This window comes from Paenibacillus sp. P4_A9, from assembly GCF_056402415.1.
The window spans coordinates 164,014-187,568 of the sequence record NZ_JBFUHL010000002.1; the positions used below are offsets into that span (position 1 = coordinate 164,014).

Annotated in this window: 21 protein-coding genes and 1 pseudogene; 14 read left to right on the plus strand and 8 right to left on the minus strand. The window is 51.2% G+C overall.

Annotation, left to right across the window (positions count from 1 at the left end):
* The first annotated feature begins 70 nt into the window (after window positions 1-70).
* From AC1DVJ_RS03050 to AC1DVJ_RS03065, 4 genes are all read left to right on the plus strand, one after another.
* Window positions 71-2,071 carry a GTP-binding protein gene (locus AC1DVJ_RS03050; protein WP_477588252.1) on the plus strand — a complete coding sequence of 667 codons (2,001 nt, stop codon included), beginning with the start codon at window positions 71-73 and terminating at the stop codon, window positions 2,069-2,071.
* A 189-nt stretch (window positions 2,072-2,260) separates the two neighbouring features.
* The gene (locus tag AC1DVJ_RS03055) at window positions 2,261-2,836 is read left to right on the plus strand and encodes a glycerol-3-phosphate responsive antiterminator (protein ID WP_477588254.1); all 576 of its coding nucleotides are present in this window, start codon (window positions 2,261-2,263) and stop codon (window positions 2,834-2,836) included.
* A 2-nt stretch (window positions 2,837-2,838) separates the two neighbouring features.
* The gene (gene glpK / locus AC1DVJ_RS03060; RefSeq protein WP_477588256.1) at window positions 2,839-4,347 is read left to right on the plus strand and encodes a glycerol kinase GlpK; all 1,509 of its coding nucleotides are present in this window, start codon (window positions 2,839-2,841) and stop codon (window positions 4,345-4,347) included.
* A gap of 150 nt (window positions 4,348-4,497) precedes the next feature.
* Window positions 4,498-6,246: a glycerol-3-phosphate dehydrogenase/oxidase gene (locus tag AC1DVJ_RS03065; RefSeq protein ID WP_477588491.1), complete on the plus strand. Its 1,749-nt coding sequence runs from the start codon at window positions 4,498-4,500 to the stop codon at window positions 6,244-6,246.
* A gap of 334 nt (window positions 6,247-6,580) precedes the next feature.
* Here the strand turns inward: AC1DVJ_RS03065 and dgoD are convergent, their stop codons facing one another.
* Entirely contained in the window at window positions 6,581-7,729 is a 1,149-nt protein-coding gene (gene dgoD / locus AC1DVJ_RS03070; RefSeq protein WP_477588257.1) for a galactonate dehydratase, read from the minus strand.
* Between the two features lie 193 nt (window positions 7,730-7,922).
* On the opposite strand from dgoD, the gene AC1DVJ_RS03075 reads away from it, so the two are divergent.
* The 3 genes from AC1DVJ_RS03075 to AC1DVJ_RS03085 all read left to right on the plus strand — a co-directional run bounded on the left by AC1DVJ_RS03075 (window position 7,923) and on the right by AC1DVJ_RS03085 (window position 10,099).
* Complete coding sequence (locus AC1DVJ_RS03075; protein ID WP_477588259.1) at window positions 7,923-8,570, plus strand: LysE family translocator; 648 nt, start codon at window positions 7,923-7,925, stop codon at window positions 8,568-8,570.
* 130 nt (window positions 8,571-8,700) lie between these two features.
* Window positions 8,701-9,354: a glycosyltransferase gene (locus AC1DVJ_RS03080; protein ID WP_477588261.1), complete on the plus strand. Its 654-nt coding sequence runs from the start codon at window positions 8,701-8,703 to the stop codon at window positions 9,352-9,354.
* Between the two features lie 151 nt (window positions 9,355-9,505).
* Complete coding sequence (locus AC1DVJ_RS03085) at window positions 9,506-10,099, plus strand: TVP38/TMEM64 family protein (RefSeq protein WP_477588263.1); 594 nt, start codon at window positions 9,506-9,508, stop codon at window positions 10,097-10,099.
* Window positions 10,100-10,196: 97 nt separating this feature from the next.
* Here AC1DVJ_RS03085 and AC1DVJ_RS03090 read toward each other — a convergent pair whose 3' ends face one another.
* The 3 genes from AC1DVJ_RS03090 to AC1DVJ_RS03100 form a co-directional block, all read right to left on the minus strand.
* Complete coding sequence (locus AC1DVJ_RS03090; RefSeq protein ID WP_477588264.1) at window positions 10,197-11,309, minus strand: ArsR family transcriptional regulator; 1,113 nt, start codon at window positions 11,307-11,309, stop codon at window positions 10,197-10,199.
* 423 nt (window positions 11,310-11,732) lie between these two features.
* On the minus strand, window positions 11,733-12,416 hold the full coding sequence (locus tag AC1DVJ_RS03095) for a DUF421 domain-containing protein (RefSeq protein ID WP_477588265.1): 684 nt from the start codon (window positions 12,414-12,416) through the stop codon (window positions 11,733-11,735).
* Between the two features lie 151 nt (window positions 12,417-12,567).
* Window positions 12,568-13,455, minus strand: a complete 888-nt coding sequence (locus AC1DVJ_RS03100) for an SDR family oxidoreductase (RefSeq protein WP_477588267.1) — start codon at window positions 13,453-13,455, stop codon at window positions 12,568-12,570.
* Window positions 13,456-13,580: 125 nt separating this feature from the next.
* Between AC1DVJ_RS03100 and rpiA the strand changes: the two are divergent.
* Window positions 13,581-14,163, plus strand: a pseudogene (rpiA, locus tag AC1DVJ_RS03105) (ribose-5-phosphate isomerase RpiA).
* Window positions 14,164-14,321: 158 nt separating this feature from the next.
* Here rpiA and AC1DVJ_RS03110 read toward each other — a convergent pair.
* Together AC1DVJ_RS03110 and AC1DVJ_RS03115 are read right to left on the minus strand one after the other, a co-directional pair.
* Window positions 14,322-14,822 (minus strand): DinB family protein, encoded by a 501-nt coding sequence (locus AC1DVJ_RS03110; RefSeq protein ID WP_477588269.1) that lies wholly within the window; start codon window positions 14,820-14,822, stop codon window positions 14,322-14,324.
* A 171-nt stretch (window positions 14,823-14,993) separates the two neighbouring features.
* Window positions 14,994-15,935, minus strand: a complete 942-nt coding sequence (locus AC1DVJ_RS03115; protein WP_477588270.1) for a helix-turn-helix transcriptional regulator — start codon at window positions 15,933-15,935, stop codon at window positions 14,994-14,996.
* Between the two features lie 121 nt (window positions 15,936-16,056).
* Here AC1DVJ_RS03115 and AC1DVJ_RS03120 point away from each other — a divergent pair, with 121 nt between their 5' ends.
* Window positions 16,057-16,917 (plus strand): hypothetical protein, encoded by an 861-nt coding sequence (locus tag AC1DVJ_RS03120; RefSeq protein ID WP_477588272.1) that lies wholly within the window; start codon window positions 16,057-16,059, stop codon window positions 16,915-16,917.
* Window positions 16,918-17,006: 89 nt separating this feature from the next.
* Here AC1DVJ_RS03120 and AC1DVJ_RS03125 read toward each other — a convergent pair whose 3' ends face one another.
* Window positions 17,007-18,236 (minus strand): aminopeptidase, encoded by a 1,230-nt coding sequence (locus AC1DVJ_RS03125; protein ID WP_477588273.1) that lies wholly within the window; start codon window positions 18,234-18,236, stop codon window positions 17,007-17,009.
* An 84-nt stretch (window positions 18,237-18,320) separates the two neighbouring features.
* Between AC1DVJ_RS03125 and AC1DVJ_RS03130 the strand changes: the two genes are divergently transcribed.
* The 3 genes from AC1DVJ_RS03130 to AC1DVJ_RS03140 all read left to right on the plus strand — a co-directional run bounded on the left by AC1DVJ_RS03130 (window position 18,321) and on the right by AC1DVJ_RS03140 (window position 20,852).
* Window positions 18,321-20,000: a glutamine--tRNA ligase/YqeY domain fusion protein gene (locus tag AC1DVJ_RS03130; protein ID WP_477588275.1), complete on the plus strand. Its 1,680-nt coding sequence runs from the start codon at window positions 18,321-18,323 to the stop codon at window positions 19,998-20,000.
* A gap of 32 nt (window positions 20,001-20,032) precedes the next feature.
* Window positions 20,033-20,317: a hypothetical protein gene (locus tag AC1DVJ_RS03135; RefSeq protein ID WP_477588276.1), complete on the plus strand. Its 285-nt coding sequence runs from the start codon at window positions 20,033-20,035 to the stop codon at window positions 20,315-20,317.
* Window positions 20,318-20,408: 91 nt separating this feature from the next.
* Window positions 20,409-20,852, plus strand: a complete 444-nt coding sequence (locus AC1DVJ_RS03140; RefSeq protein ID WP_477588277.1) for a DUF5412 family protein — start codon at window positions 20,409-20,411, stop codon at window positions 20,850-20,852.
* A gap of 54 nt (window positions 20,853-20,906) precedes the next feature.
* On the opposite strand, the gene AC1DVJ_RS03145 is transcribed toward AC1DVJ_RS03140, so the two are convergent.
* Window positions 20,907-21,254 (minus strand): hypothetical protein, encoded by a 348-nt coding sequence (locus AC1DVJ_RS03145; RefSeq protein WP_477588278.1) that lies wholly within the window; start codon window positions 21,252-21,254, stop codon window positions 20,907-20,909.
* A 204-nt stretch (window positions 21,255-21,458) separates the two neighbouring features.
* Between AC1DVJ_RS03145 and AC1DVJ_RS03150 the strand changes: the two genes are divergently transcribed.
* Together AC1DVJ_RS03150 and AC1DVJ_RS03155 are read left to right on the plus strand one after the other, a co-directional pair.
* Window positions 21,459-22,163, plus strand: a complete 705-nt coding sequence (locus AC1DVJ_RS03150) for a response regulator transcription factor (RefSeq protein WP_477588279.1) — start codon at window positions 21,459-21,461, stop codon at window positions 22,161-22,163.
* Window positions 22,157-23,545, plus strand: coding sequence for a sensor histidine kinase (locus tag AC1DVJ_RS03155; protein ID WP_477588281.1), 1,389 nt, complete (start codon window positions 22,157-22,159; stop codon window positions 23,543-23,545). Before AC1DVJ_RS03150 ends, AC1DVJ_RS03155 begins: the two co-directional genes overlap by 7 nt.
* Window positions 23,546-23,555 lie beyond the last annotated feature (10 nt).

Genomic DNA, 23,555 nt, shown 5'->3' on the forward strand with positions numbered 1-23,555 from the left:
AACTTATCCAAATCAGCTCTCTTTTAGTATAATAGATGGAAGAATGAAAGCCAAAGGGGCCGGAGCTTGAATGACAGATGAGAAACGCATAGTGTCGAGAAGGAACGTGGGGATTTTCGCGCACGTTGATGCGGGGAAAACGACAACGACAGAGCACTTGCTGTATCTTAGCGGGCGCATTCGCGCGCTTGGCAGTGTGGACAGCGGAACGGCGCAGACGGATTCCCTTGAGGTGGAGCGTGAGCGGGGGATTTCGGTTCGGAGTGCAACGACGAGCTTAGTTTGGCAAAATACGTGGATCAATCTGGTGGATACGCCGGGTCACGTCGATTTTCTGTCCGAAGTGGAGCGCTCCCTGCGGGTGATGGATGGCGCGATTCTTATCATTTCTGCGGTGGAGGGCGTGCAGTCGCAGACGGAAATGATCTGGCATGCGCTGCAATCGCTTCGCATACCGACTTTGCTCTATATGAATAAGTTGGACCGCGTGGGGGCTGACCCCGAACGCGTCCTACAGGAGATTCATAAGCAGCTCACGGGGATGGCGGTGCCGCTCTATGCGCCGCTCGGCATTGAAGATACGTTCCGCGGGGTGCGGAACGTGTTGGGGGCGGTGGAGGTGGACACCGTCGCGCCAGTTGGATTCGACCTCGCAGCCGCGGTCGAAAAGCTCTCGGAGCTCGATGAGCCGATGCTCACGAGCTACATCGAAGGTGCGCCCATCGCGGCGCACGAGGTGAAAACCACCCTGCAGCGGTACGCTCGGCAGGGTGAGGCTTTCCCTTTGCTGGTCGGAGCCTCCAGCAAAGGCATTGGTATCGAGGAGCTGCTAGCAGCGATCCTCGATTACTTGCCTGAGCCGCGCGGTAATGCGGAGCAGCCGCTTTCGGCTGTGGTGTTCAAGGTCGAGCGCGACAGGACCATGGGGCGTATGGCGTACGTCCGCCTCTACGAGGGGACGATCCGTAACCGGGACACCGTCGTCAACGCCACGCAGGGCGTGGAGGAGAAGGTGACCCAGATTCGCCGGATCGACGGCCGCAAAGCCGAAGATCTGGGTGTTGTCGCGGCAGGCGACATCGCTGCCGTCTGCGGTTTGACGCAGGTACGGATCGGCGATGTGCTGGGCCGGCCGGACAGCGTGCCGCCTGCGCCGCGCATGGCGGTGCCGCTGTTGACAGTACAAGTGCACGCGGCGAACGACGCGCAGTACCCAGCACTTGTCGCCGCCTTGCAGGAGCTCACGGACGAAGATCCGCTGCTCGACCTGCAGTGGCTGCAGGATGAACGCGAGCTGCACGTTAAGGTCATGGGCGCGATCCAGCTCGAGATTCTGACGAGTCTCTTGAGCTCGCGCTTCGGTCTTGCGGTAAGGTTCGACCAACCTTCCGTCATTTATAAAGAAACGCCTTCGCAAGCTGGCGAAGGCTTCATTGCTTATACGATGCCCAAGCCGTGCTGGGCGATCTTACGGTTTCGCATCGAGCCTGGTGCGCCGGGCAGCGGGCTCGTGTATGCGTCTCGGGTACGCGGCGAGCAGCTGCTCGTGCAGTACCAGAACGAGGTGGCTCGCCGCGTGCCGGAGGCGCTGCAGCAAGGGTTGCTCGGTTGGGAAGTCACCGATGTAAGGGTGACGCTCCTCGAAGGAGAGCATCATGTGTGGCACACCCATCCGCTCGATTTTGCTGTCGCGACGCCGATGGGTATCATGCAAGGGTTGGCGCAGACAGGGACGACGCTGCTCGAGCCGATGCTGCAAGTGCGCATCACCGTGCCGGAAGAGTTCGGCGGTAAGGTGCTGAGCGACCTCGTACAGATGAGGGCGACCTTCGATCCGCCTAGCATAGCGGGTGGACGGTTCGTTTTGGAAGGCCGACTTCCTGTAGCAACGTCACTGGAATATCCCGTGAAACTAAGCGCGATGTCAGGTGGGCGCGGCGTGATTACGTCCTCTTTTGCAGGGTATCAGCCAAGTCCGCCTGATATTCATGCTGAGCGTAAACGGCGCGGAGTGAATCCGCTGGATCAGTCGAAGTATATTTTAGCTGTGCGGAAGGCGTTATCGAACTAAGCTTCATCGGCGACCAGCCCCATTGACAGGGCTTCCCTCCTTTGAGTAAAATACAGTTAAGTTAATAACATGTGACGGAGAACAGGAGACTCACTCGGATTGCCCTTTGAATAGAGAAGGCAAATCTTGGTGAGTCTTTTTGTCGTAAAAGTCATGTTTAGATAGGTTCAGAAAGCAGAGGTGGAGCGCATGTCACTGCAGGATCAGTCTATTTTACCAGCGATTCGCAAAATGAAGGATTTAGAGAAGCTGATGAAGTCGTCGTACACATACATCGTGCTGCTCGACAGTCATATTGGACAGCTGAAGAGCATTGTCGATCTCGGCAGAGCGCACGGGAAGAAGCTTTTGCTTCACGCGGATTTGATCGAGGGGCTGAAAAACGACGAGTTCGCTGCCGAATTTCTGTGCCAAAGCATTCGCCCTGCGGGGATCATTTCCACGCGTGGCAATGTGATTACGAAGACAAGGCAGAACGGCTTGATAGCGATTCAACGGCTTTTTCTGCTGGATAGCTCGGCGCTGGACAAAAGCTACACCCTGCTCGAACGCACACAGCCGGATTATATCGAGGTTATGCCTGGCGTCATTCCGCACATTATCAAAGAGGTGAAGGAGCGTTCGGGTATTCCGATTTTTGCAGGAGGCCTGATTCGTTCTGTTGATGATGTGGAGCAGGCACTTGCGGCAGGTGCGACGGCGGTAACGACCTCGAACCATGAACTGTGGCAGCATTACGATGGCGTGAAAAGGAGGCTTAATTAATCATGACTACTACGGGTTCCAAGCCCTCCTATATCCTTTCTCTCGATCAGGGGACAACGAGTTCTAGAGCGATTTTATTTGATCATAAAGGGAGTATCATCCATACGGCTCAGCAGGAGTTTACGCAGTATTTTCCGAAGCCAGGCTGGGTTGAGCATGATGCGAACGAAATTTGGCTGTCGATTCAAAGTGTGATCGCGACGCTTTTGTCCGAGTCCGGGGTGCAGCCTGCAGACATTGCGGGAATCGGGATCACGAACCAGCGGGAAACGGCGGTTGTGTGGGATCGGCATACGGGAATGCCGGTGTATCATGCGATCGTGTGGCAGTCGCGACAGACGGCGGACATTTGTGAAGAGCTCAAGGCACAGGGACTTAGCGACCTGTTTCGGGAGCGGACGGGGCTGTTAATTGATGCGTATTTTTCGGCGACCAAAATCAAATGGATCCTCGACCACGTCGATGGTGCTAGAGCGAAAGCGGAGCAGGGGGACTTACTTTTTGGCACGATGGATACGTGGATTATCTGGAAGCTGACGGGCGGTAAGGCGCATGTCACGGATTACTCGAACGCTTCGCGAACGCTCATTTACAACATTCATGAGCTGAAGTGGGATGAGGAGCTGATGGGGCATTTGGACATTCCTGCAGCGATGCTGCCGGAGGTTCGTTCGTCGTCTGAGGTGTATGGGCATACGCAGGAAAGTCTATTCTTCGGGGCTTCGATTCCGATTGCAGGTGCGGCAGGAGATCAGCAGGCGGCACTTTTCGGTCAAGCGTGTTTTGAAAAAGGCATGGCCAAAAACACCTACGGCACCGGTTGCTTCATGCTGATGAACACAGGGAATCATGCGATTCCGTCGCGCAGCGGCCTTTTGACAACCATTGCATGGGGCTTGAACGGGAAGGTTGAGTATGCGCTGGAGGGCAGCATTTTCGTGGCGGGCTCGGCGATCCAGTGGTTGCGAGATGGGCTGCGCATGATCAAATCCGCGAAGGATTCAGAGGAATACGCCAAACGTGTCGTATCGACCGATGGGGTGTACGTGGTTCCCGCCTTTGTAGGGCTTGGGACGCCTTATTGGGACAGCGATGTGCGGGGCGCGGTTTTTGGGCTGACACGGGGGACGTCGAAGGAGCATTTCATCCGGGCAACGCTGGAATCACTTGCGTATCAGACAAAGGACGTGCTGCAAGCGATGGAGGACGATTCGGGGATCGAGGTAACCAAGCTGCGGGTCGATGGCGGTGTCGTGAAAAACGACTTCCTCATGCAGTTCCAAAGCGACATGCTGGGAGTCACAGTTGAGCGTCCGGTTATCAATGAAACGACGGCGCTTGGAGCGGCTTACTTAGCAGGTCTCGCAGTGGGCTTCTGGCAGGATCAAGCGGAAATTGCGGCACAGTGGCAGGTGGATCGGGCTTTTGAACAGGAAATGGAAGCAGACCTACAAGAGAAGTTATACAGCGGATGGAAAAAGGCAGTAAATGCCGCAATTGTTTTTAAATAAAGGCATACAGTGTTATACTACACCTAACAAGTTCATATTCGGTTGGAGACTAGGAGAAACCACAGCGGACCTTAACGTGCAAACGTGATAGGGTTGTTGTGGTTTTTTCATTTTCGCAAAAAGGGAGAGACTCGGATGACAACAGGGCAAATGGAAGCTGGACAACATAAACGGATAGATCAACACAAACAGGCTGAACAACGTACGGCGTTTAGTGGGTTAAAGAGGAAAGAGACGCTTGAGGCGATGGCGCAGCAACCTTTCGATGTGATCGTGATCGGCGGCGGGATTACGGGCGCGGGAATTGCACTTGACGCGCAGAGTCGAGGGCTTCGCACCGCTTTAATTGAGATGCAGGATTTTGCTTCGGGGACGTCGAGCCGTTCGACGAAATTGGTGCATGGCGGTCTGCGCTATTTGAAGCAGCTGGACGTGAAAGTTGTAGCAGAAGTGGGCAAAGAGCGGGCGATTGTGTACGAAAATGGACCGCATGTGACGACGCCGGAGTGGATGCTGTTGCCTTTTTATAAAGGAGGAACATTCGGTAAGCTGTCTACGTCGCTAGGTTTGCGGGTGTACGATTTCTTGGCGGGGGTCAAGCGATCGGAACGGCGTAAAATGTTCAGCCCTGATGTAACTTTGCAGCATGAGCCTTTGTTGAAGAAGAAAGATCTCAGAGGCGGCGGCTATTATGTCGAGTATCGTACGGATGATGCTCGGCTAACCATTGAGGTTATGAAAAAAGCGGTGGAGCTCGGCGCGATGGCGGTGAATTATGCCAAGGTTGAGGAGTTGGTTATGAAGGACGGGAAGGTGGTAGGGGTAAAGGTTGTGGATCAGTTGGTTAGAGCAGATCGCGAAAACCTAAAAGATCAAACAGCATCCTACGCGATGTATGCGAGCAAAATCGTGAATGCGGCAGGGCCGTGGGTGGACACCCTTCGCGAAATGGACCGCTCGAAGCAGGGTAAAACCTTGCATTTGACCAAGGGTGTGCACTTGGTGTTTGATCAGCGCCGATTCCCGCTGGGGCAGGCGATCTATTTCGATACGCCGGACGGGCGGATGGTGTTTGCGATCCCGCGCGATGGCAAAACCTATGTCGGCACAACCGACACGAACTACAAAGGGGATATTGCGAATCCCCGCATTACCATGGCGGATCGCGCCTACGTACTGCACGCCGCGAACGAGATGTTTCCGTCCCTCGGGTTGACAGAGGCCGACGTCGAATCGAGCTGGACCGGGCTGCGCCCGCTGATCCATCAGGAGGGCAAAGATCCTTCTGAGATTTCGCGGCGCGACGAAATCTTCATTTCTGGCTCCGGCCTTATTTCGATGGCCGGGGGCAAGCTGACCGGCTACCGCAAAATGGCGGAGTCGGTCGTGAACCAGATCGCCGACATGCTGGTGGCGGAGGGCAAGGTCTCGGCGGCGCTCCCGCCGAGCCGCACGAAGACGCTGCCGATATCCGGCGGCGATGTGGGCGGCTCCGCGCAGCTGGCGACGTTCTTGCGCAGCAAGGTCAGCCAAGGCCTGCGGCTGGGGCTGACTGAGCCAGAGGCGATGCTGCTCGCGCAGCGATACGGGTCCAACGTGGACGCCGTATTCGCGCTGCTGGAGCAGCACCGGGGTGAGGCAAAGCGGCGGGGCATGCCCGCCGCGGTGCTCGCTGCGCTCGTGTACGCTACGCAGCATGAGATGGTCGTGAAGCCGGCGGATTTCTTCATCCGCCGCACGGGCGCCCTCTTCTTCGATATCGCGTGGGCAAGGAAGTGGAAGGCGCCTGCGGCGGCCTTCCTGGCGGAGCGCTTCGGATGGAGCGAAGCGCAGACAGCGGCTTATGCAGCTGAGTTGGATCAGCTGCTCCATGAGGCGGTTCATCCGCTGGAGGCTTGAACCTTGTTTAGGCGCCTTAATTATTTAAATGGATTTTCTACAGCTAATTTCGGTGGGATCTCTATTTACGGAGGATTAAATGGAAATTCCACAGCTAAATTGGCCCTCATAGTTCAGTTTGACGAAATCGGCCGAAATTAACGGGAGAAAATCCAGTTACTTGCTCTAGGAGGAGAAAATAGCCGAATTTAGATGCAATAAATCCAGTTATTTTCTCTCCTTGGTCAGAAGGACTTGCGCGAGACTTTCCTCCTGTTGCAGCGATTAAATAACAAATAAAGACCGCACCCTCTCAAGATCTCAAGAGGATGCGGTCTTTATTCGTTCAATCAACCTACCACTCCGCTACAGTACCATCCTCTTGGCGCCAAACTGGATTCTTCCAATTATGCCCGATGGCCGCCATTTCACGGACCTTCTCCTCATCGATTTCGATCCCTAGACCCGGAGCCGTTAAATTCTTCACGAAGCCGGCTTCGTATTGAAACACAGTCGGATCTTTCAAATAATCCAACAGATCGCTGCCTTGATTATAGTGTATGCCCAAGCTTTGCTCCTGAATGAACGCATTTGGCGAGCAGATATCCAGCTGCAGACAGGAAGCTAATGCAATGGGGCCAAGCGGACAATGCGGTGCAATAGCAATGTCATACGCTTCGGCCATTGCGGCGATTTTGCGGGTTTCTAAGATGCCTCCGGCATGCGAAAGATCAGGCTGAATGATATCTACGATGCCCTGCGCCAGTAGTTCTTTAAAGCCCCAACGCGTATACATGCGCTCACCCGTTGCAATGGGACAAGACGTATAGCGAGCGATTTCCTTCAGTGCCTCATTGTTTTCAGGCAGAACAGGCTCTTCAATGAACATCGGGCGATAGGGCTCGAGTTCCTTCACGATGATTTTCGCCATCGATTTATGTACACGACCGTGGAAGTCGATCCCGATGCCGATGTCTTTGCCAACGGCCTCACGGACGGCCGCAATGCGCGCAATGGCTTCATCTACTTTACTGATCGAATCTATGTAATGCATTTCTTCCGTAGCATTCATTTTTACCGCAGTGAAGCCTGCTTTAACCTGCAGCTTAGCAGATTCACCTACGTCACTTGGGCGGTCTCCGCCAATCCAAGAATAGACACGCGTGCGGTCGCGGCATGCACCACCTAATAAATCATACACAGGGGCGTTATAGAACTTGCCCTTAATGTCCCAGAGTGCTTGTTCGATACCAGAAATCGCACTCGAGAGAATAGGCCCTCCACGATAAAATCCACCGCGGTACAGCACCTGAAACATATCTTCGATCCGCATCGGATCCTTTCCGATGATATGGTCGCTCATTTCCATCACGGCTGCTGCTACCGTATCCGCTTTTCCCTCAACGACAGGTTCTCCCCATCCAGTGATACCCTCATCCGTTTCGATTTTCAAAAACAACCATCTTGGCGGCACTTTAAACAATTCTAATTTCGTAATTTTCACGGAAATACGTCCTCTCCCTGTTACCCTAGAATGTTTGACAGTTCACATGTTGAAGTTCGTGAAGCACTGCCATACTTCCTGCTGGACCTACCGAGGATGTACGGATGTAACCCACTATTGACAGTGTGCTCACCCCAACATACAATGTATTAAAATACAAAATAATGTATAAATATACTAAACCAATAACCGAATGGGGGCCCACCACGAAATGACATTCACGACGCTGCTAGCCTTTGCCTTAGTCGCACTAGGCATGGTGTGCACGCCCGGACCTAACATGATCTACTTAATCTCACGCTCGGTCACGCAGGGGAGGATGGCTGGGATCATCTCGCTGTTAGGGATTGTGCTTGCCTTCATGGTCTACATCGTGACCACGATGTTAGGGCTTTCGGCGCTCTTCTTGGCAGCACCCCTGGTGTTCGACGCTGTGAAGCTGGCCGGAGCTGCCTACTTACTTTGGCTGGCTTGGCAGGCTGTAAAGCCCGGTGCCAGATCCGTGCTGGCCGCTCGGACACTACCCGTTGATCCGCCTAAGAAGATATTTCTGATGGGATTCATGACTAACCTGCTGAATCCAAAAGCTGCGGTCCTATATGTATCGCTCTTACCTCAATTCGAGGACCCGGCAAGAGGCTCCTTATTGCTGCAAAGCGCAACGCTGGGACTCACGCAAATCACGGTGAGCTTTACGGTGAATCTCTTGATCGTGCTAACGGCAAGCCATATTGCCGGATGGTTCGGCACGCGTCCGAAATGGCTGCAGCTCCAGCGGTGGCTGATGGGGAGCGTGTTGGCCGGGTTGGCTGTGCGTCTCGCTTTCGAGCGGAGACAATAGAAATCACACGGAGGTCCTCAGCCAGTAGCTGAGGGTCTTTTTGCTTACAGGAGAAGGGTGAGGGCATAAATTAGCTATTTTTGCTCAAAATAACCATGTTCGAGAATTGCAAACAGAGGAGAAGATTTTTATGAAACGAAGGTTCCTTTTAGTAACGCTGCTCGTAACGATGGTTTTCTCCTTCACTTTCATGCCAATCGGCGCACAGGCAGCCGGGAAAGAGCCAGGTTCCGGGGTCTGTTGGTCGGCATCGAAGGTGAAGCTTAATCAAGACATGAGGAGACTTTGGGTTGATCATGTGGGCTGGACTAGGAGCTACATTGTTAGTGCGGTTGCAGGGCTAGAGGATCAGAAGGATGTATTGGCAAGGTTGTTGAAGAATCAGCAGGATATCGGTGATGCCATCAAGCCATTGTATGGAGATGCGGCGGGTAATAAGCTGGCTGAGCTGTTGAGAGAGCACATTGTCCTGGCTGGAGGGGTCGTAGACGCGGCCAAAAGCGGTAATCAAGCCGAACTAGCCAAATTCAACAAAGAGTGGTACCGGAATGCGGATGATCTCGCCAAATTTCTAAGCGCGGCTAACCCGAACTGGTCGGAGAAAGAACAGAGGGACATGCTCTATGCGCACTTGCAGTTCGTTACCGATCAAGCTACTGCTCGGCTGAAAAAGGATTGGAAAGCCGAGATCCTTGCTTATGACAAAGGCGAAGATCACATGATGATGTATGCCGATATGTTGTCGGAGGGGATCATTAAGCAGTTCCCCGACAAATTTAAATGAAATAAGTTTGAAAGCCAAGCTGATACTGGAGGCATCCGGTATCGGCTTGTTTTGTGCTTAACCGTGCGCGGGCCCAGGGCGTCATGCTATAATCGTGCCATATGAACGAGAGGAGAGGAAAGGCTGAGATCAGTAGGCTTTTCACATGCATATGGATATCAAAGAGCTCTTATCCTATCTAACCGAAGAAAATTTAATGCTGCTATTGGACAAGTACCGTTCATTCGGTCCGTTGCCAGGGCTGCTGCTTCCTTTTATGAAATCCTTCATTCCACCGCTCCCTACACTGGTGATCATTAGCGTGAACGCGGCTGTTTATGGGCTGTGGCTCGGCTTTCTGTACTCATGGATCGGAATCGTGTGCGGTTGCTTGGTGACATTTGCGATTGTTAAAAAGGTGGCAGGCCACCCCTTCCTCGTGCGCTGGTCGCAGAAACCGAAGGTTCAAAAAAGCCTGAATTGGGCGCGGCGACATGCGTTTAACTATGTTTTCATTCTTAGCCTATTCCCTCTTGGCCCCTTCGTAGTCATCAATATGGCTGCTGGGCTCGTCCAGATGCGTTTTCGCTCTTTCTTGGTGGCCGTTGCTGCGGGAAAAGCGGTAATGGTCATGTCCGTTAGCTTTATTGGCTATGATTTGAAGCGGTTCGTGAATAATCCGTACGAGCTTATTTATGTGGTCTTATTCATCGGTATTTCGCTGGTTATTAGCAAAAAAGTAGAAAAGCGGTTTATGCGAGTGTAAATAATGACCCCGGCACATAGCAAAGGAAGACGGATCCCAATACAGGGGTCGTGCTCCTTAGTTATCGCCGGGGTCATTTTAACATATTAGGGAAAAATTAATCGGAATCGCTCCACACGATCAGGGTTAAGTTTGGATAGGAGGCTGCAAGCTCGGCGGCTTGTTGTTGAAGTAGGATGAAGTCAAACGACTGGATGAATATAGCGCGATCTGGCAAAAAAGTCACACTGGTTCCCGTTTCCTTCGTCAAGCCCACCGTTTGGACCTCACTCTGAGGAATGCCATGCTTATAGTGCTGCTGAAAAATGCAACCATCCCTCTTGATCGTGACAGACAGCTTGCTGGAGAGCGCGTTGACAACCGGCATGCTGATGCCTTTTTCACTGCCTGGTGCAAAGAACTGGGCACTCCCGCGAAGGTGGCTCATATCCGTCAGAACAGATTGGACACGGGGCACTTCTACACCAGGCAAGGCATAAACAGGGATGCCCCGGCCATTATCGGAGACCGTCATACTGCCATCCGCATGCCAAATAAGACTAACCTCCGTGCACGTACCATGCTGATGCTCCATAAGGCAGTTCTCTACGACAGCCCAGAGAAGCAGGTGCGAGTTGTAGGTCTCATTTGTGTTGCCTAAGTAAGCAGGAGCATTCGTCCGTACCTCCGTCATCGCGATGTAATCCGTTGTATCCATCAGATCGGAAGCGGCCGCCAGCAGTAATAGAAGAGGGAGCACGCGATGGCCCGGGATTGCATACGTTCCGCCTCGTTCTTCTTGCACAAGCAAATCTGCGCCAACTAAGGCTTTCATGTGATGATAAAGCTGTCCCGTTGTTCCCATATTCAAGCGTTCCACAAGCTCAGGCCCCGTGAGCGGCTCTTGTAGCACTAATCGTAAAATATCCAAACGCTGCTTATGTGCAAGCGCGCCTAGTACTTTGGCTAATTTATCGCTATCCAGTTGAAGTAACTGACTGACTTGTTTGTCCTGCGGCTCCCAGCGGTAGCTTGCCTGCTCTCCCCGATACTGCCCCGAATAAAATAAACGGCCAAGCTCATCGGAAGCGGGAGCCTCTTTGGTGTGTGTGAAAATAGGGGAATGTTCCTGTCCATCCCGTTTCAGTAATTGCTGAATCAGCTGTCCCAGTTGGTTCATTTGTGCCTGCAAAGCATCCAGCTCGGTGCCATAATCCCGTGTCGTGCTCAAATGGATCACCTCATTTAAATTATTTAATTACGTAACTACATAATAACATAATGAGGTTGTCCGCTGGAAGGGGATAGGGCATGGAATGCATGGATATTTTGAAATAACTGGATTTAATGTAGGTAAATTAGCTGCCAACGCTACTTTGGGGCGATTAACTGGAAAATGTACATCTAATATCGCGCATTGGGCCCGAAGGTGGGGAGATTGGTGGAAATAGATGGAGTTTTTCCATCTAGATTAGAAAAATGGGCATATGCGAGGAAAATAGCTGTAGAAAATCCATCTAATGTGCTTGCGTCCGCCAGTGGGGACTCTGAATGGAAGGGGGATGCACGTAAACACGCTTTTCCAGCAATAAATGCCCTTTCCATCAGTCCACCCCCGCCGCCAAAAAAGACGAACCAACGCTTATTGCAGCGCTTATTCGTCTTGAGGTGTGTCCAGTCCTGTGTACACACGTACCTGGTTTTGATCATCGATGGTTGCAAGCACGACATGCTCGAGTTGGGCCTGTGCGGTATGCAACTGCGCTTCCAGCCAAGCCAGATTTTTTCCCTGCTGCGCGAGCAGCTTTTTATCGTAGGCACCCTGTATGATGATTGGCTTCACAAGGGAGAAGGGATCGCTGGGGAGTGCCATATCTTTGGTGGTCACCGTTTGATACTGCGGCTCGAGGAATACGGAGACCATTCCGCCAGGCTCCCACAATGCGAGCGCAACCTTCTCTATATCTTCAACTTGTTGCTTGCGCAGCTCCGAGAAGAGGTGGTCGACGGAGATTTTGGCTTTGCGCAGGCCGCCCATGCGAAGCTGTCCGTGTTGAATAAGCGTCAGTGGTGACGGTTCAAAGAGATGCTTGAGGAAGTTCCATTTTAGACTCAGCCAAGAGGTTATGAGATATAGCACGACGAGCGTAAGAGTGGTGATCATAGAGCCTTTTAAGGATAAGTGCTCGTCAGAGAGCGGGTGAGCCATGATATTGCCTAGGATGAGAGCGATGACGAAATCGAGAAAACGCAGCTGGGAGATCGAGCGTTGGCCTAATGCTTTGGCGGTGATAAGCAGGAAAAAGTAGCCTACGATGGCACGTAATATCCACTGCATGGCAGTTAGCGATTCTTGACTGTGTATGAAGTCCAAGGGTCGTCACACTCCGTAAATAAGGTAAATGCTCCCTATAACGTACCCTTATAGATGACGAGCTATCCGCAGTTTCTGCGAGAGGAGGGCAGGGAGTGAGCTCCTTTTGATCCTGTTACGCACCGTCTGTTAGCCCGACTTGTTTCTCGCTCCAAGCCCAGAGCTGACGGGCTAGCGCATCGTCCTTCGCTCTTGCGGACACAGGCGCAATCTGCCGCCTGTAGTAGTACTCGCCGCTGACCGTCCTTACGTCCGGGCTCGTGGCCAAAAACACCGCCGTATCCGCGCCCTGCGCCGGCGTCAAGAAAAACGGCCGCATCATCGCATGCACGGCCTTCCCAAACCCGGTGTCGCGATCGACACCGATGTTCGTGGCCACGGCTCCTGGATGGAGCGAGTTGGCCGTGGCTGAAGTGCCTGCGAGCCGCTTCGCGAGCTCTCGGGTGAACAGGATATTCGCCAGCTTCGACTGGGCGTATCCGTTCCAAACCCGGAACCCTCGCTGCAGGTGAGGGTTGTTCCAGTCAATGCGCCCGATTTTGTGGGCGCCAGAAGAGACATTGACGATCCGCCCCTGCGGAGAGCGGTTGATGGCCTCCAGCAGAAGCTGGGTCAGCAGGAAGTGACCAAGATGGTTGATGCCCATCATGGCCTCGAAGCCATCTGCTGTAATTTGCCGCTTCACGTTGACGACGCCCGCGTTGTTTACGAGCACATCCAGCACGTCGTGCTTGGCGAGAAACGCCGCAGCAAAAGCCCTGATGCTCGCAAGCGAAGCGAGGTCGCACAGCATCAGCTCAATGTGCGCGGAGCCGCTCTGGCGGCGCGCTTCTTGGAGTGCCTGCTCACCTCTTTGTCGGCTGCGGCAAAGCATGATGACAGTGGCGCCTTGTTTAGCCAAAGCCACCGTCGTGGCAAGGCCCATGCCGGAGTTAGCTCCGGTGATGAGTACCGTTTTATTTTGCACAGAGGATCGCCTCCTTTTTATTCCAGTATAGCCCATGAGAGGAATCCACGCATGGATTCCTGCATGACTGGTGGAACCGACAACTTTCCTGGATGTTGTAAAATAAGTGGCAACAGAGTTAAATAGGATTCCGATCTAATGGAAGTGAGGAGCGTGCACAGGTGGAAGCGAAAAAAGCTGCGGCAGAACTAGCCGTTGAGGATATTCGGGATGGGGTGATCGTGGGTTTGGGAACCGGATCAACAGCCTACTGGGCGATTCAACGGCTAGGTGTTAGGGTGCAAAATGGCCTGCAAATCTCGGCAGTTGCCACCTCAGAAGCGTCCGAGAAGCTGGCTCATGAATTAGGCATCCCCCTTATTCCTCTTGCAGATATCTCAGAAATCGATGTCACGATCGATGGGGCAGACGAAGTGGACCACGCTTAGCAATTAATCAAAGGCGGGGGTGGCGCGCTGCTGCGGGAGAAAATCGTTGTATTTTCGAGTAAGAAGCTGATCATTATCGTGGATGAAAGTAAGCTGGTACAGCAACTTGGCACATTTCCACTCCCTGTGGAGGTTGTGAAGTTTGGCTATGAATTGACGATGAATAAGCTTCGTGGCTTAGGCTGCGAGCCTAAAGTTTGATGCTGATCATCTGCAATCGATTGTCATTTTGATTAATGGGATACCGGGTGTGGTGGAGAATGGGCTTTTTGTGGGGATGACGAGTCAGGTGATCGTGGTGACTCCGATTGTATGAAAGAGATCTTGCGTAATACACGAGCCATTTTAGCGTAAGTTTCAGCAGGCAGGACTGGTGAGTGAAGGGAATTGAAAAGAGTTGTCAATCAAGTTGAGTAAGGATACTTGATTGACAACTCTTTCTAATTTTTCTCCAAAGGCCCTCTTGCTAAAACCCTACACCAATGGCTGCATACCCATGTCGATCCAACACTCCCGTGTAGGGCCATAAATGTCTGGTACGATCAGCCCGGCTTGGCGCATGAGGACGATCATCTCACCGCGGTGGTGAATTTCATGGGAAATGACGATGCGCAGCGTAAGTCCATTTGGCCACTGATCACCGTACATATCGCTGGTCTCGGTCAGCTTTGCATCTGTCCATTGCGACTGAATGGCTTGAATGGCTGCGGCAGCAGATGAGCGGTAGGTGTCGGCAATGGTTTGCGCAGAAGCGGGAGCAAGCTCTTCCCCTTCAGGGGCTGTGAATGTCAACCCCGTGCGAGATAGCATCTCGTGGATCGTTGTTGCGACATGCCAAGCAATTTGCCCAAGGGAACGGTGTTCAGGTGTGATCTTCTGAGCAAGTGAGGCATCTGTCAGGACATCCAGCACACGTTGGGTACCTTTCGCTTCTCGGGTGTATTCGGTTACGAAATCTTCAATCATTTTGATCATGGGGGTTGTCCTCCTTAAAGTTTTTGGCCAGGTAAAAACTGGAATTATAAGTGTGGCTTTCATATTTAGATACGTCGGCTGCAGGGCTATGTTTTTCATATTTATTATTGCTCATGGTGTGTTGCACGCGTCTTAGCCTTATTATAGACAAACTTCACTGACAACAAAATGTCAGTGAGTCGCATAGAGGGCAACTATTTTTTCTGCCTTCTCTTTGACTGCTGCTGCGATATGCGCAGGCTCAATAATTCGCAGGCTCGGACCATAGCTGAGCAGCATGCCGTGCAGCCAAGGTTCATCGGGCTGCGTCGATCTAACTACGAGCGTTCCGTCTGGCTGCATAGTTACATGCTCAGGACGGAAATAGTCTTCGATCTGCGCCCTGACATTCGGCTGTGCGTGTAGCACAAGCGTAATTAGGATGGAGGGGTCTCTTTTGCCCCAACGATAATCAAGTTGTTCCAGTGTTTCTGATTTGCGTTCGAATGTTTGGAGGAGCACGTCGACTTCATGCATACGGGATAATCGGAAAACCCGGAAATCCTCACGCAGCAAGCAGTACCCATGCAAATACCAGCCTAGGCCTTTGACTACGATGCTCATGGGCTCCACGGTTCGAATGGACGATTCGCTTTGAGATGACATATATGAAAAAGTAACGAGCCTTGTCTCCTTAATGGCGGTTCGGAGGGCTGTTAGCTGCTCGATATTGTGATGGCCATTCTGCCATGGATTCATGTCGAGGATCAGTTGGTTACCTAGCCTGGTCGCAGCGGGTTGCTCAGATTTGGTGACTAGTGCACCAACCTTATCCAGCAAGTTGCTGATTTCTTGGTCGCCGATGGAAGCGCGAATCCCTTTGAGGCCGATGATGATCGATTGTAGTTCTTCCAAAGACAGAAACTGGCGGTCGAGCCGATATTGGCCCATGATTTCGTAACCACCACTGAGCCCCGCATAGGAAACGACTGGAATACCGGCTTGGTTAATGGCTTCCACATCCCGATAAATGGTGCGTAAGGACACCTCGAACCGTTCGGAAAGCTCTTTGGCGCTAATGCGTCGACGATTGAGCAACAGCATGGTGATGGCGAGCAGACGATCTATTTTCAAAAAAAGCACCTCATTGACTATGGTCGTATTCGTATGTAAATATTCGGTTCTTCCTCGCATACCCCATGGAATAATTTGAAATAATAAACCGAATTAAATTCCATGATGGGAAGTGCGACAGATGGCTCGGTTTAGAAAAAGGTTTACAATTGCGCTGCACATTGCAGCAATCAGTGTTATGATGAGCGGCGGCTTAGCCTACAGTGGATCGGCAGAGGCCTTCGCGCAAACGGTGCCGCCACCTCCTACACAACTGACACCTCCTCAGGGCGGACAGGGCCAGCTCATTCAAACGCGTGAAATTGATGTCACCGGCGATGGTAAATTAGATTTGGTTTCTCTCGTTGGCTTGAAATCGGACATGAACAGCCCTTATTATGACAAGCTGTTTATCTCCGTTGTAGGACAAGGTCAGGCACAGGTTGTGATTCCGCTGGAAGGCGGATATAACCCGAGGATGGACTTCTGTGATTTTATCCACGACATGCTGCCTCAGATTTATGTGACTTCTGATACTGGCGGCAGTGGCGGGTTTACTTCGAATTACATCTATTCGCTCAAAAATAACGTGCCAACCAACATTCCGATGCCCGAACCGCTGCATGTGAAAGCGACCTTTAAGAATAACTATAAGGTGAAGATGAAAATCGAGGAAACGGGTAAATCCTTCACCCTTGATATTTCGGATCGGAAGGAAGCTTACGAGCAGTTTGGGGTGTACAACCAAGGGAAGATTGTGAAGCCGATCATCGTCAATGTGGATGCCTACAGCTTGCTGAAGCCTGTCGATGTGAATAAGGACGGCTTCTGTGAGCTGAAGGGTGTTCAGCGTATCACCGGCATAGCCAATTCAGATACCTTAGGCTACGTCACTTCATTATGGAGATGGCACAAAGGCAAGTGGCAGTTGAAAAAGGCGGCCGTCGTTCCAACTTTGCAGGCCAGCATGATGCGTGCACCGGGTCCGGAAGACGAAGACTAGCACTAACATGAATAAGACCGCTCGTACATGGAGAAAACTCCAGTGCGAGCGGTCTTATTACATTTTGTGCAGAGTCATTCGACCGAGCCTTAAGCCCAGTTCCCATTGCGGAATAGCGGCTCACGCGTACCATCTGCTAGAATGCCGTCAATCGCCATCTGCGCAGAGCCGATCATGAAATCCACGTGGATTAAGCTTTTGTTATAGCCATTCGCGACAAGCTCCTCGGCATTCATGGTCGTTCCACCCTCAATGGTGAAGGGGTAGGAATTACCGAGCGCGACGTGACAGGAGGCATTTTCGTCAAAGAGTGTGTTGTAGTAGATGAGACCTGACTGTGAAATCGGTGAGTCATAAGGCACGAGTGCCACTTCGCCTAAATATCGAGCGCCTTCATCCATATTCAGCATGTTGTTCAGCACTTCTTGCCCCACTTCTGCTGTCGCTTCGACGACGCGGCCATCCTTGAAGGTCAGGGAGAAGCCATCGATTAACGAACCTTGGTAGCTCAGCGGCAGGGTGCTGCGAACGGTACCGTTCGTACCGTTACGAGCTGGCATTGTGAACACTTCTTCGGTCGGAATGTTCGGCACGAAGAATATGCCTCGCTCTGACTCGCTGCCTGCGGCAACCCATTGATGCTTTGGTGCTAGCTCTATGTACAGGTCTGTGCCTGGTGCTTGGAAGTGTAATTGCTTGAACTTCTTGCTGTTGAGCAGGTTTTGTTTCGCCGTTAATGTGCCGATATGCTCTTTCCAAGCGTTAACTGGATCCGGTTTGTCTACACGCGTCAACTTGAAAATTTGCTCCCACAGCTGCGTAATCCGCTCGGACTCACTCAAATTCGGGAATACCTTAGCAGACCATTCGGCTGTCGGGTAGGAAACCAACAACCAGTTAACCTTGTTGCTGCGTATATAGGAAAGGTAGCCTTCGCGCGCGGTGGCCGCTGTTTTACTGGATATTGCGACGCGTTCTGGCGCTACATCCTTGAGCAGATCCGAATTAGGCGCATAAATGGACAGGAAAGCTGCTCCTTCTTTCGCCATTTCTTCTAAGCCTGTGGCTCTCCACATCGGGTAGGTGCGAAGGGTATCCTCCGGAGCGTGTTTAAGACGCAGCGCCTTCACTTCATCATCGTCCCAGTCGACGACAACGTCTTTGGCACCGGCCTCATAGGCCTTCTTCGTCAGCTTGCGAACGAAATCAGCGCAGGCGATTGGCGTCGTGATAACGACGGTTTGATCCTTTTGTACATTCAATCCGACGCGAATTGCAAGCTCTGCATATTGATCTAAGTAATGCTCGAATGATTCCATCTCATTGGCTCCTTTATATTTGAGTACCATTTAGTGTATGATAGAAAATAAAACTTTAACCCGTGGGAGAAAGGCTGGGCACATATGGAAACGAAAAACGCGGAAACGAACGTAAGCGCAATATCGAATTTCATTAAGAACATTGTAAACGAAGATTTGAAATCAGGCAAAGTCAGTCAGGTCGTGACCCGATTTCCCCCGGAGCCGAACGGTTACCTTCATATAGGACATGCGAAGGCCATATGCACGAACTTTGAAATCGCCGATGATTTCAATGGGTTGACGAATCTTCGATTTGACGACACCAATCCGGTCAAAGAAGATGTTGAATATGTAGAGTCCATTAAAGCAGATGTAGCTTGGCTCGGTTTTACATGGGACGGACTTTTCTTTGCTTCGGACTATTTCGAAGAGATGTATAACCGAGCATTAGTCTTGATTCGCAAAGGCCTGGCTTATGTAGACGACCAATCAGCGGATGAAATACGTGAGACGCGCGGTACGCTGACACAAGGTGGTTCTAACAGTCCTTATCGTGAACGCACAATAGAGGACAATTTGTCCCTATTTGAGCGTATGCGTGGGGGTGAATTCAAAGACGGTGAGCGTGTGCTGCGCGCAAAAATTGATATGTCATCGCCAAATATTAATTTAAGAGACCCTGTCATCTACCGCATTCTCCATGCCCATCACCATAATACAGGGGATACGTGGTGCATCTATCCAATGTACACTTATGCCCATCCACTCGAAGATGCGATTGAAGGGGTAACGCACTCGTTATGTTCGAGTGAGTTCGAGGATCAACGCCCGTTCTACGACTGGGTCATTCGTGAGTGCGAGATGCCGAACGTGCCAAGGCAGTATGAGTTCGCTCGTATTAGCCTAATGAATACCGTAACGAGCAAAAGAAAGCTGAAACAACTTGTCGACGAGAACGTTGTTGATGGTTGGGATGATCCGCGTATGCCGACCATTTCGGGTCTGCGCCGTAGAGGCCTGACAGCAGAATCGATTCGTAATTTTGTCCGTGAGCTTGGGGTGTCCAAAGGTGGCGGAGGCAGTGTCGTTGATACACGCATGCTGGATCACTTCGTCCGCGAGGATTTGAAGCTGAAAGCGATGCGTACCATGGGTGTGCTGAATCCGCTCAAAGTGGTTATCACCAACTATCCAGAGGATGGCGTGGAGATGTTGGAAGCGGAGAACAATTCAGAGAACCCGGAAATGGGCAATCGCATGATTCCGTTCTCCCGCGAGATCTACATCGAGCAAGACGATTTCATGGAAAATCCGCCGGCTAAGTATTTCCGCTTATTTCCCGGCAATGAAGTGCGTTTGAAAAACGCCTACTTCATCAAATGCAACGACTTCATCAAGGATGCCGACGGCAATGTGGTTGAGTTGCATTGTACTTATGATGTGGAGACGAAGAGCGGCAGCGGCTTCACCGGCCGCAAAGTCAAAGGAACCATCCACTGGGTGGACGCCAAGAGCGCGGTACCAGCGGAGTTCCGCTTGTATGAGCCGTTGATTTTGGATGACGCGGAAGGTGAAGAAGAGGCATCTTTCCTAGATAAGGTAAATCCGAACTCGATGCAAATCGTGCAAGGTTTCGTCGAAGACAACATGAAGAGCGCGAACCCGCATGACAAGTTCCAGTTCTTCCGCCACGGCTACTTCAACGTGGATCCGAAGTACACCACACCTGAACATCTGGTATTCAACTTGATCGTGTCGTTGAAAAGCTCGTTCGTGGTGTAACGAACGCTTTTATAGATTGATTGACCTCCTAGTTGATGCTAGGAGGTTGTCTTAATTCAAGCCCCACAAAACCTGCAAAAGTGCAGGCTTTGTGGGGCTTTTTGCGTGAAAAAGGCAGGGTTGATGCAAATATGCATTTATTTGGGGCGAAATTTCCCGGAATCGGAGTATTCGGGGGGAAAAGATGTATTTTTGCAGGCGTTCACGGCTGCGCAGGAGACTGGCGGGAAAAGGATGCACATTTGCATTTTTCTCGCTCTCTAAATGTAGAGATAGCTTATAAATTTTCCGCCGAAATAGGATTGGTAGGCTTTTAGAAGCAGTACATGAGCAGGATAGTGTCAGCACTTCACGAATAGTTTAGGCATGGAAAAATGAATATAAATAATTCTAAGACAGGAGATTCGAATGGATCAACCCATGGATTGGTCAGAAGAAGAACCTGACAAAAGGAATCGTATCAGAGTAGGAGTTAAAGCAGTAGCCATTGCTGTAATCGCAACAGGACTAATTCTGGGTGTAGGCTTAGGTATGTTATTCTTTGGGGCTAATAACCTGCTATCTGGAATGTGCGCAAATGATATCATTTCTGAACATAACCAGCCAGATGGTAAGTATAAACTAGTCGTGTTTAGAAGAGATTGTGGAGCTACCACAGATTACAGCTATCATCTTTCGGTTATTAAAGCTAATACAGATCTAAAAAACCAGAGCGGCAATATATTCGTTTCGAATGATGACTTTATAGCCTATTGGGATAATGACAAATCCATATTCATTCATGCAAGGACAGAAGATAGATTCAAGCGTAAAACAAGCTATAAAGGCTTGCAAATTCTCTATATTAACTAAAAAAGCTATCCCCAGCACTCTCATGCCTCGAGGACAGCCCTGTTTCTCTAGCAATTAACCAATAATAGCAAATGCAGATACCCCAGACGGAACCGTACGTGTACGGAACAAAACGCCATCAACATCGAAGGTACGGATAACAAGGGTACGTGTCGTGGGTGTAAAGATGCTTCTAAATACGGCTGTTCCAAAGTTGTCGAATCGCACCACAGCTAGACGAGTGCCACCGAGGGTACGCGCTTCGCAAGTAAAGCCTGCTGTAGTGAAAGGAACACCTGCATTGTTCACCCAGAGGACAGTAAAGCGAGTTAGTCTTTGTGTGGGTTTAAGGGAAGCGGGCATACGATGCAAAGCTTTGCCTTGGCCTTTATCTACTCTAGTAGGAAGAAGTTTAGCAGCCATGATAATATCACCTCCTCCCGTTTCTATCTAGATATAGTAAATGCAAGATTGGCTATGCCCGATAGGAAGATTTCCCTATTCTATTAAAAATGTGTATTTGGATCAGGTGATAACTACTAGATTGCGCAGAATAATAAATTTTTCCTTCACAATTATCCAGTAGAATAAGAAGATCACTGTATTAATTAGGGAGCGTGACCTCGCATGACAACGGTATTAGTTGTGGATGACGATTTGAATATATGTAAAATCACGAAGCTGTATCTGGAGAAGAACGGCTACGAGGTAGCAACCGCGAACGATGGGGAGCAGGCGCTCATGAAGTTCAAGGAGCTGAAGCCCGATTTCATCGTGTTGGACATTATGCTGCCGAAGCGCGACGGTTGGTCGGTCTGTCAGAATATCCGTGCGCAGAGCGATGTGCCAATTCTGATGCTGACGGCGAGAGGCCATGTGGATGAGCGCGTTGAGGGCTTGCAGATGGGGGCTGATGACTACCTAGTGAAGCCTTTTGACCCGAATGAACTGGTCGCTCGTGTTACGTCGATCCTTCGTCGGACGGGGCTTCGCACCCAAGTTGTGCCTGCGGCAAACGTATATGAAATCGGCAGTTTGCGCATAGACAGCCAGGGCCATGAAGTAACGGTTGAAGGGCAGGTTGTGTCTTTACCAAAGAAAGAGTACGAGCTGCTGCTGTTTTTCGTGCGGAATCCGAATCAAGTGTTCACCCGCGAGGATCTGATTACGAAGATCTGGGGGTGGGATTTCGAGGGCGAGGACCGTGTCGTTGATCTCTATATTAAACGGTTAAGAGAAAAGCTTTCGGCGCACACACAGCGGAAGGAAGACTGGAGCATCCGCACGGTATGGGGCGTGGGCTACAAGTTTGAGGGGCCTGGCACATGCTGAATTCCTTTTATCGCAAGCTCTTATTTATGTATATAGCCATTACGGTGGTGTCGATTCTAGCGATTTCGAGCACGATCGGCTACACGATGAAACAGAAGACGTATGAACGGAGCGAGAAGCTTCTTCTGGAGAAGGTGGAGCAAGTGGAGGAGATGGCCAAGGATTTGTTCGATAATTCGACGGCTCAGAAGGATTTTCGCAAGCAAATTAGTGCCATTGAGCGAACGTCGAATGTACGTGTTTCCGTGATTCGGCATCCCAAAGCGACCTTAGATAAAATCCAGGCCGTGGGTGAGAATCCTGCAAGACTAGGTTGGGTTGAGAAAGTGCTGAATGGTAATCCAGTGACGGTGAAGAGCAACTTCACGCAGAATAGCACGGTCAAAATGCTCATTGTGGGTCGTCCTGTCCTACAGGACAATCGCGTGGTTGGCGCCATTTTCTTATATACGCCGATTGTTAACATCCAAGGTACGATCCGGGAAATTAACCGAGCCATTTATGCCTCAGCGCTTGTTGTTGCCCTACTGGCTATTGCACTTCTTTACTTCGTTTCACGGCATTTTGTGAAGCCTTTACAGCAGATGAGTAAGACGGCTGAGGCGCTGGCACTCGGGGATTTTAGCGGCAGGGTACCTGTGCGTGGAAAAGATGAAATCGCCTCGTTATCAGGTTCGCTCAACCGAATGGCCGGCAAGCTGCAAAAGGTCGAAGAAGGCCGCAAGCGGTTCCTCTCTGAAATTTCCCATGAGCTGCGGACCCCGCTGACGACGATTCGCGCCTCCTTGCAGGGAATCACCGATGGGGTAGTTGAGCCCCAGGATGCGAAGGAATTCATCGACATCTCTCTCCAGGAGACACTTCGACTGAATCGTCTCGTCGAAGATTTGTTGGAGTTGTCCTCTTTCGAGGAAAAACAAGTAAAGCTAAATCTAGGCGTGGTTGATGTTCCTGAGCTTATAGGACTCGTCGTGACACAGCTCACGATGAAAGCAAAAGCGAAAGAGATAGAGCTGAGTGCGGATGCGGAGGGGCCGTATACCGTGCGGGCTGACGCGGACCGACTCAGGCAGGTATTCATCAACCTACTGGATAATGCGATTAATCACATTCCGGAGGGCTCGCAAGCAGGGATTCGGGTGAAGGCGGTCAGGCAGGAGCGTTGGATCGAGGTATGGGATCATGGGCAAGGTATCGCACCGGAGAAGCTGCCGCACCTTTTTGATCGGTTCTACAAAGCGGACGAAAGCCGCAATCTCTCCGGCGCGGGGCTGGGTTTAACGATTTGTAAACATATCATCGAGGCACACGGTGGCACGATTCGGGTAGAGTCTCAGCTGGGGGCTGGGACGGTTTTCAAAATCTTTTTGCCAATCGCATAAATGTCCTCAC

What these genes read in the sequence shown, in the direction of transcription:
- AC1DVJ_RS03050 (WP_477588252.1), top strand. Translation starts at nt 71, where the DNA reads ATGACAGATGAGAAACGCATAGTGTCGAGAAGGAACGTGGGGATTTTC.
- AC1DVJ_RS03055 (WP_477588254.1), top strand. Translation starts at nt 2,261, where the DNA reads ATGTCACTGCAGGATCAGTCTATTTTACCAGCGATTCGCAAAATGAAG.
- glpK (WP_477588256.1), top strand. Translation starts at nt 2,839, where the DNA reads ATGACTACTACGGGTTCCAAGCCCTCCTATATCCTTTCTCTCGATCAG.
- AC1DVJ_RS03065 (WP_477588491.1), top strand. Translation starts at nt 4,498, where the DNA reads ATGGAAGCTGGACAACATAAACGGATAGATCAACACAAACAGGCTGAA.
- AC1DVJ_RS03075 (WP_477588259.1), top strand. Translation starts at nt 7,923, where the DNA reads ATGGGGGCCCACCACGAAATGACATTCACGACGCTGCTAGCCTTTGCC.
- AC1DVJ_RS03080 (WP_477588261.1), top strand. Translation starts at nt 8,701, where the DNA reads ATGAAACGAAGGTTCCTTTTAGTAACGCTGCTCGTAACGATGGTTTTC.
- AC1DVJ_RS03085 (WP_477588263.1), top strand. Translation starts at nt 9,506, where the DNA reads ATGGATATCAAAGAGCTCTTATCCTATCTAACCGAAGAAAATTTAATG.
- AC1DVJ_RS03095 (WP_477588265.1), bottom strand. Translation starts at nt 12,416, where the DNA reads ATGCAGTGGATATTACGTGCCATCGTAGGCTACTTTTTCCTGCTTATC.
- AC1DVJ_RS03100 (WP_477588267.1), bottom strand. Translation starts at nt 13,455, where the DNA reads ATGGGCTATACTGGAATAAAAAGGAGGCGATCCTCTGTGCAAAATAAA.
- AC1DVJ_RS03110 (WP_477588269.1), bottom strand. Translation starts at nt 14,822, where the DNA reads ATGATCAAAATGATTGAAGATTTCGTAACCGAATACACCCGAGAAGCG.
- AC1DVJ_RS03120 (WP_477588272.1), top strand. Translation starts at nt 16,057, where the DNA reads ATGGCTCGGTTTAGAAAAAGGTTTACAATTGCGCTGCACATTGCAGCA.
- AC1DVJ_RS03125 (WP_477588273.1), bottom strand. Translation starts at nt 18,236, where the DNA reads ATGGAATCATTCGAGCATTACTTAGATCAATATGCAGAGCTTGCAATT.
- AC1DVJ_RS03130 (WP_477588275.1), top strand. Translation starts at nt 18,321, where the DNA reads ATGGAAACGAAAAACGCGGAAACGAACGTAAGCGCAATATCGAATTTC.
- AC1DVJ_RS03140 (WP_477588277.1), top strand. Translation starts at nt 20,409, where the DNA reads ATGGATCAACCCATGGATTGGTCAGAAGAAGAACCTGACAAAAGGAAT.
- AC1DVJ_RS03145 (WP_477588278.1), bottom strand. Translation starts at nt 21,254, where the DNA reads ATGGCTGCTAAACTTCTTCCTACTAGAGTAGATAAAGGCCAAGGCAAA.
- AC1DVJ_RS03150 (WP_477588279.1), top strand. Translation starts at nt 21,459, where the DNA reads ATGACAACGGTATTAGTTGTGGATGACGATTTGAATATATGTAAAATC.
- AC1DVJ_RS03155 (WP_477588281.1), top strand. Translation starts at nt 22,157, where the DNA reads ATGCTGAATTCCTTTTATCGCAAGCTCTTATTTATGTATATAGCCATT.